This is a genomic window from Geobacillus sp. Sah69, assembly GCF_001414205.1.
In the GTDB taxonomy this organism is placed as follows: Bacteria; Bacillota; Bacilli; order Bacillales; family Anoxybacillaceae; genus Geobacillus; species Geobacillus stearothermophilus.
Genome location: NZ_LLKS01000069.1, coordinates 113,407 through 120,734, shown reverse-complemented (window position 1 = coordinate 120,734; position 7,328 = coordinate 113,407). Strand labels below are relative to the sequence as shown.

The following is a 7,328-nucleotide window of genomic DNA, read 5'->3' as shown; positions in this document are numbered from 1 at the left end:
GATCGACTGCGCTCCATCAAAGCCCAGTTCGGCATCCAGCAAGAAGGTATACGCCCCCGCCTGCCGATCATAGTAGTAGTTCCGTCGAAACGTCACTTCTCCAAACAGCGTTTGGATCGTGGTCGGCCGTTTGTCTTTCAGCTGATACCGGCGCTTGTCCCGCGCTTCCGCCAGTTGTTGATCAATCTCCTCCAAAAGGGCCGCCAACAAGACAGCGAACACCTTTTGAAGAGTTCTGACTAATTGTTCCTCCAGCTCTTTTAATAAAGGCCATTCTGTGGTAAGATGTTTCATGGACTCTCTCCCTCCTGTTTTATGGATGTTGGTCATCACCATCATAGCAGGGAGAGAGTCCTTTTTGCATGACATTTGCTTTTTTCTACCGCGCTTCGCTTGGTGGCCCCGACGAGCGTCGCGAACAAAAGTTCGCAACCCTCGTCGGGGAATCATTCCTGAATGTCACCCACAAATATTTTACTCACACACTTGGCGGCCTTGAGCTCCCCTTTTTCTGCGGCTAGGGGCTGAACCCGTTTTTTCGCCACAAGGTGGTAGTACCCATAACACGCAAGGAGAAACGGAATGCCGCAGTAAAGCGCGATCCGTTGATCTGGAGTGAACTACCCCCACTTAATTTTCTAGCGAAAATTTGAAGTGGGGGCTTCCAAAGAAGTTTGACTGCTTCAAGCAATCCTTATTCTTTGAGGCGTGTCCACTTCGCCGCTAGAGCATAAGACACTCAGGTCTACAGCTTTACTTTTCTTTAAGATGTTTAATGCGCCATTGACATCAGCATTCATTAGTTTGCCAGACTTTGTTCGATACAAGCCGCGCTTAATACGTTTGCCGCTGAACTTATATTCTTTTGGATTGTCGGCATTATATTCAGGAATCTCATCGCCGTCAAAAAAGCTGGCTTGAGACGTATAKGATTCTTCCTGTTTCAAGAATTCAATGCCGTAAAATTCACAAAGATATTCTAGTTTTTCTTTTATGTTACCGAGAGGAATATTGACAAAGTTTTGATTTGTCTTTTTTCCTAGATTCATATTGCGTTGCCATGTTTCCGCATAGCCAATGACAAGTTTGCCAATTTGATTTTCAATACAGTAGTTAATGATGTAACGGCAAGTCTTGTTGATATAATCATTCACTTTATTATTGCGATTCATAGCAAGCAAAGCCTGTTTACGAGTGGTGCCTTTGATTTTTTGCTTATCTTTTATGCTTTGAAGTCTGGCATTTTCTTTGTTAAACCATTGATTTATACTTTTTAATCTCCGCCCATCAATGATGAATGATCTGCCGTCTATATTTTACTGAATCTATCCTATTTTCAGCAAAATATAGTTAAGGCGATTCATCTCCCACTTACTCCGCTTCGCTTCGTTGAAGTGGGAGTCTTCTCGCCTAATTAAGATAAATCAGACTGACCGAGCCGAAGCAACAATCCTGCCGCCGGCAAAACGGCAATCGGCAGCATTAACGCTTTTCCCAAACGCTGTAAAAAACCTAACATCATGATCCTCCCCTTTTCATCTCAATCATAAATTTGTACCGGTCGCCGCGGTACACCGATTTGACGACTTCAAGCGGCCGGCCGTCGACAAGGTGCGTGCGCCGCTCAAGCAGCAGCACCGGCGCTCCTTCTTTCATCTTCAGATGCTCCGCCTCCACCTGGCGGGCGACCGAGGCTTCCAATGTTTGAACTGCAGAGCCGATGACCAGACCTTTTTCTTTTTCGATAAATTCATATACAGAACCGCTTACAACATCACGCGTCAGTCCGGGGACGAGATTGACCGGAATGTACAGCGTCTCCAACGCCATCGGCAAGCCGTCGGCCAACCGAAGGCGGCGGACTTCGTAAAGGTCATCGCCTTCCGTGACGCCAAGTCCTTCAGCGAGCTTCTCGGAAGCCGGAACCGTCTCAAAGCTGAGGACGATCGTGCCCGGCTCCATGCCACGCGCCCGCATATCTTCGGAAAAGCTCGTCAGCCCTTTCAGCGGCTGCTCGATTTTTTGGGCGGCGACAAATGTTCCTTTCCCGCGCCGGCGGATGAGATAGCCATCGTTCACTAAATTGTTGACCGCCTGCCGAACGGTCATCCGGCTGATGTCATACATTTCCGCCAACTCGCGCTCAGACGGGATCATTTCGCCCGGCTGCCACTCCCCTTTTTCGATCTTTTCTTTCATATATTGCTCGAGCTGATAGTAAATCGGAATCGGCGACTGTTTATCGATCACGGCGCATCCACCCGCCGCTTTTCCTTTGGGATGAGCGAGAGCGCCTCGCAGTCGGCGATGATCGTCACGTCCGGATGAAGGTGAAGCGCGGAAGCCGGCAAGTCCGGTGTGACAACGCCTTCGAGAAGCCGGGCCATGGCGTCCGCTTTTTCCTCCCCTGACGCCAACAGCACGATGCGGCGGCTGCGCAAAATGGTCGCAATTCCCATCGTAATGGCATAGCGCGGCACGTCATCAAGCGATGGAAAAAAGCGGGCGTTCGCTTCCCGTGTCAGCTCGGTCAGCTCGACGACGTGGGTGGCTGTCGAAAACGGCGTTCCTGGCTCGTTAAAGCCGATATGGCCGTTGCGGCCGATGCCCAAGAGCTGCAAATCGATGCCGCCCAATTCATCGATGAGCCGCTCGTAACGGCGGCATTCTTCGTCAAGATCAGCGGCCAAGCCATCCGGCACATGCGTCTCGTGAAGCGGGATGTCCAATTGGGCAAACAAATGCTGATTCATATAATAGCGATAGCTGTTCGGATGATCCGGGCCAAGGCCTACGTATTCATCCAAATTGACCGTGCGCACGAGCCGATACGATGTCCCATGCTGCCGATGATCGGCGGCCAATTCGCGGTACACGCCGAGCATCGTCGAGCCGGTCGCCAAGCCGAGAACGGCGTTCGGCTTTTCTTTGACTTGTTTGATGATGATGTCCGCCGCTTGGCGGCTCATCTCTGCGTAGTCAGCAGCTTTCAAAAGCTTCAAAGCCATCGCTCTTCACCCCTTTCATCCTGCTTGCGATAGGCAAGGGCGCCACGGCAAAACGTCATCATGACTTCATATCGTTCATTCAACACGACGACATCGGCGTCTTTGCCGGGCCGCAAGCTGCCTTTCCGATCAAGCACGCCAAGCTGTTTCGCCGGATTCCAGCTCGCCATGCGGATCACCTCTTCCAACGTGCAACCCGTATAGTCGAACACACGGCGGATGGCCTCGCCAAGCTTGAGCACGCTTCCCGCCAGCGTTCCGTCGGCAAGCCGCGCCTCCCCGCCGCAGACTTCCACCTCTTGGCCGCCGAGATCATACTCCCCATCGCCGAGACATTTCGCCCGCATGGCGTCGGTGATTAAGATAAGCCCCTCGCTTCCTTTATTCCGGTAAGCGAAGCGAACCATCGGCGGCGCGACGTGCAGCCCATCGGCGATCAGCTCGCACATGACTTCTTCAAACATAAGCACAGCACCGGCGACACCCGGTTCACGGTGATGGATGCCGCGCATCCCATTGAACAGGTGGGTCGCATGCGTCACCCCTGCATGGACCGCCGCTTTTACTTCGTCGTAAACGGCATCGGAATGGCCGATCGAAGCGATCACACCCGTCTGTTTCAAGTAGGAGGCAAGTTCCAGCCCCCCGTTCCGCTCCGGGGCGAGCGTGACAAGGCGGATGTGGCCGCCTGCCGCCTTTTGCCAGTGTTGGAACAGTGAGATGTCCGGATCGGCGAGATGGCGCGGGTGCTGCGCCCCGGCGCGCTTCGGCGACAAAAACGGTCCTTCCAGATGAACACCGAGCACCTCCGCCGCCCCTGGGCGATTCTCCTCGGCCATATAACGGGCGACATTTCGAAGCGCCGCTTCGATTTGTTCGCTTGGCGCCGTCATCGTCGTCGCCAGGAAACTGGTCGTCCCTTCCGCCGGCAAGGCGTTGGCCATCTTGTCAAGCGCCTCCGGGGTCGCATCCATAACATCCGCTCCAGCCGCCCCGTGGATATGAACGTCAATGAAACCAGGCACGACAGCAAACCGTGGAGAAAGCTCGATCACTTCCGCCCCCGCTTCTGCCGGGCACGACGACATCGGGCCAATGGACGCCACTTTTTCCCCTTCGATCAGCACATACCCTTGTTGAATGTTGTCTGCTTCTGCATACACCGCAGCATTTTTCAATATCCATCGTTTCATCGCGATTTCCCACCTTCTGTTTTTATAATGATATTATATATTCTAGTTGTCTATACCACTATAAAAAAACTTCAACGTGAAAGAAGCAGGGAAGCTGTGGCTTCCCCGTTCTTCCAAACGGCGCTACGCTCCTTTCGGCCCGCGGGCCGGCAAATAAAACGAAAACGTCGTTCCTTCGTTCAGTTTGCTGTGGACGGTGATGAGCCCTTTATGCGCTTCGACGATGTTTTTGGCGATGGCAAGGCCCAATCCCGTTCCGGAACGGCCGCGCGTGCGCGCTTTATCCGCTTTGTAAAACCGCTCGAACACAAACGGCAAGTCTTCTTCCGGGATGCCGGAGCCCGAATCTTGGACATGGATCGTCACGCCGTCGCCGCTTCGTTCAGCGATCAAGCGGACCGCGCCGCCTGATTCTGTATGACGGATGGCGTTATCGATCAAGTTGGTCAGCACTTGCTCAATCCGATCGGGATCAAACGCGATGTCCATGTCGCCATCGCGGAATTCGGCCTCCAGCTCGATCCCTTTTTCTCTCGCCAGCCCGTGAAACTTGCGGATCACCCGCTCAATATACGGAGCGAGCTTCACCTGTTCATAGTGCAGCTCGATATGCCCGGCTTCCATGCGCGCCAAATCAAGCAAATCATTCACTAGGCGGCCCATGCGCAGCGACTCGTCATAAATGACTTTCGCCATCTCTTTTTTCTCGTCTTCGCTTGCCGCGATATCGTCGATGATCGCCTCGCTGTAGCCTTGAAGCATGGCAATCGGCGTGCGCAATTCGTGCGAAACGTTGGCGATAAAGTCTTTACGCAGCTTGTCAAGCCGCCGCTCTTCGGTCATGTCGCGCAAAACAGCCACCGCGCCGCGCACCATCGTTTTGCCGTACAGCGGCGTCATTAAAATGACCCACGTCCGCCCCTGCAGCGTCACTTCGGTCGATTGCTCCTTCTCCTCGCGAACAACGCGGGCGAACAGCTCTTTCACTTGCGGCGGCAACGGCGCCATCGCTTCCGCGTCGTTTCCTTGCTCAAAATACCACGCCTGCAAAAACCGCTCAGCCGGCGGGTTCGTAATCAAAATTTCCCCGTCGCGGTTAAACGTCAAGACGCCATCGGCCATGCTGCTTAAAATGCTGGCGAGCTGTTCTTTTTCCTGGTTTAAGGCGTTGATGTTAAACTGCAGACGCCGTCCCATTTGGTTGAACGCCATCGCCAGCCCACCGATCTCATCGTTCGTTAAAATCGGCACTTTCATATCGAAATGGCCCCGCGCCATTTCGAACGCGGCTTGCCGCATTTTCCGGAGCGGAGCGGTGATACGCGTCGACAAGAAAAAGGCAAAAAACGTCGTCATGACAATGGCGATAAACGCGGCAAGAAAAATGAGCTCTTTCGTATGCTCCGTTGCATCGGCGATCGCCTCAAGCGACTGGTAAATGAAAACAGCGCCGCGGCTGCCGCCCGGCATCGATAGCGGCACGCCGACGATAATCATGTCGTAAGGCAGCTCTTCATTGTGCTGCCACTCCGGCGCATACAGACGTTTTTTCACCGTCGTCCGATCGGTGAAGACGCGGCGCAAATCGGCATCTTGGCGGATGAACGACAGCGGCACGTCATGCAAGTCAGCGCCATCGGGTGAATACCAATAGTGCGACTCATCAACGACGATGACGGCTTTCGTTCGATTGTCCACAAGCGTCCAAGCGATCGAGCGGGCAAGCTGCTCATCGCGGTAATCGTGCATCACCTCGGCCACTTTTGCCGCCAGGCGGGTCAAGTCGTTTTCCGCTTCCTGCACATAATAATCTTCCAAAAATTTAATAAGCAAAATGCTTAAAATAAACAGCACGCACGAAACGAGCAACAAAATCGTAAACCATAGCTTGCCGACGACGCTGCGAAACAGCCACATCAGTCGTTCACTGCCTCAAACTTGTAGCCGACGCCCCAGACGGTGACGATCATTTTTCCCGCCTGCGGCGACGCTTTATTCAACTTTTCGCGCAACCGTTTAATGTGGGTGTCGACCGTGCGCAAGTCGCCGAAAAATTCGTAATGCCATACTTCCTTCAACAGCTGTTCGCGGTCGAACACTTTGTCGGGCGAGCGGGCCAAAAAGAGAAGCAGCTCATATTCTTTCGGCGTTAAGCTGACTTTCTTGCCGTCGACCGTCACCCGGTGGGCGTCGTTGTCAATCGTCAAATGCGGAAACACAAGCACGTCTTTCGCCGTCGTCTCCACCGGCGCGTAAGCGGCATTCGCCGCGCGGCGCAACAGCGCTTTTACGCGCAGCACGACTTCGCGCGGGCTGAACGGCTTGACAATATAGTCGTCCGTGCCGACTTCAAATCCTTGAACGCGGTTCGACTCCTCGCCTTTGGCCGTCAGCATAATGATCGGCGTCGTTTTTTGCTCGCGAATTTCTTTGCAGACGTCAATGCCGTCTTTGCCCGGCAGCATCAAATCCAGCAATATAACATCGTAGTCGTTGGTCAACGCCTTCACCAACGCTTCATTGCCGTCGCCGGCCTCATCGATCACATAGTTTTCCCGCTCCAAATACATTCTCAACAGCCGGCGGATGCGCTCCTCATCATCCACCACCAAAATACGAACCGGCTTTTCTTGCTTTTCCATGCCAAAGCACCCTCCTTCATCAGCTATATAGATGCAACAAAGAAGTTTAACATATCCTTGACAGAAAAGAGGTTTGCCCATTTTCGACTGTCGAAGGCAAGCGTGTGGCTTGCCTCCGTCACGCCTTAGCGTGACGGAAGACCGAACAACGACTCGCTTCACAGACCCATTCATGGGTCTTTAAGCGGCGTTGTTCGGTCACTCGACAGTTGGATGCAATGACCGGTCAAAACGAAAAATGTTAAAGCATTAAATTGCATCTATATAAGTTGAAACTTTGTTTTACATCCAGTAGAGCGCCCACCGCATTCTATCAAAATGACTTGTTATGAAGGAAAACAGAATCGCACAATCGGAAAATCTTTATTGCAACTTATATATCCTGAAAATACCCGAACTCCAAAATGTGTAAAGTTGTAAAATTCAACATAGAGGTCTTTTCATCCTTCCGATGGTGACGAAATTTTTTTGTCATGGGAGTCTAT

General features: G+C 52.7%; 6 protein-coding genes and 2 pseudogenes. All 8 read right to left on the bottom strand.

Features of this window, described 5'->3' with window-relative positions; all coding sequences use genetic code 11:
• On the bottom strand, window positions 1-294 hold a 294-nt coding region (locus AP057_RS15215; RefSeq protein WP_369813968.1), incomplete at its 3' end, for a UPF0236 family transposase-like protein.
• A 389-nt stretch (window positions 295-683) separates the two neighbouring features.
• Window positions 684-1,310, bottom strand: a pseudogene (locus AP057_RS15210) (RNA-guided endonuclease TnpB family protein); the annotation flags it as partial.
• 110 nt (window positions 1,311-1,420) lie between these two features.
• A pseudogene (locus AP057_RS16760) lies at window positions 1,421-1,519 on the bottom strand (PTS N-acetylglucosamine EIICBA subunit); the annotation flags it as partial.
• Window positions 1,519-2,250, bottom strand: a complete 732-nt coding sequence (locus AP057_RS15205) for a GntR family transcriptional regulator (RefSeq protein ID WP_055359127.1) — start codon at window positions 2,248-2,250, stop codon at window positions 1,519-1,521. The gene AP057_RS15205 and the pseudogene AP057_RS16760, both read right to left, overlap by 1 nt.
• A complete protein-coding gene (gene nagB, locus AP057_RS15200) occupies window positions 2,247-3,008 on the bottom strand; it encodes a glucosamine-6-phosphate deaminase (RefSeq protein WP_055359126.1) in 762 nt (253 codons plus the stop codon). Before nagB ends, AP057_RS15205 begins: the two co-directional genes overlap by 4 nt.
• Complete coding sequence (nagA, locus tag AP057_RS15195; protein ID WP_055359125.1) at window positions 2,999-4,201, bottom strand: N-acetylglucosamine-6-phosphate deacetylase; 1,203 nt, start codon at window positions 4,199-4,201, stop codon at window positions 2,999-3,001. The genes nagB and nagA overlap by 10 nt, the downstream gene beginning before the upstream one ends.
• A 123-nt stretch (window positions 4,202-4,324) precedes the next feature.
• On the bottom strand, window positions 4,325-6,118 hold the full coding sequence (locus AP057_RS15190; protein ID WP_055359124.1) for an ATP-binding protein: 1,794 nt from the start codon (window positions 6,116-6,118) through the stop codon (window positions 4,325-4,327).
• Window positions 6,118-6,843 (bottom strand): response regulator transcription factor, encoded by a 726-nt coding sequence (locus AP057_RS15185; RefSeq protein WP_055359123.1) that lies wholly within the window; start codon window positions 6,841-6,843, stop codon window positions 6,118-6,120. The genes AP057_RS15190 and AP057_RS15185 overlap by 1 nt, the downstream gene beginning before the upstream one ends.
• Window positions 6,844-7,328: the final 485 nt, after the last annotated feature.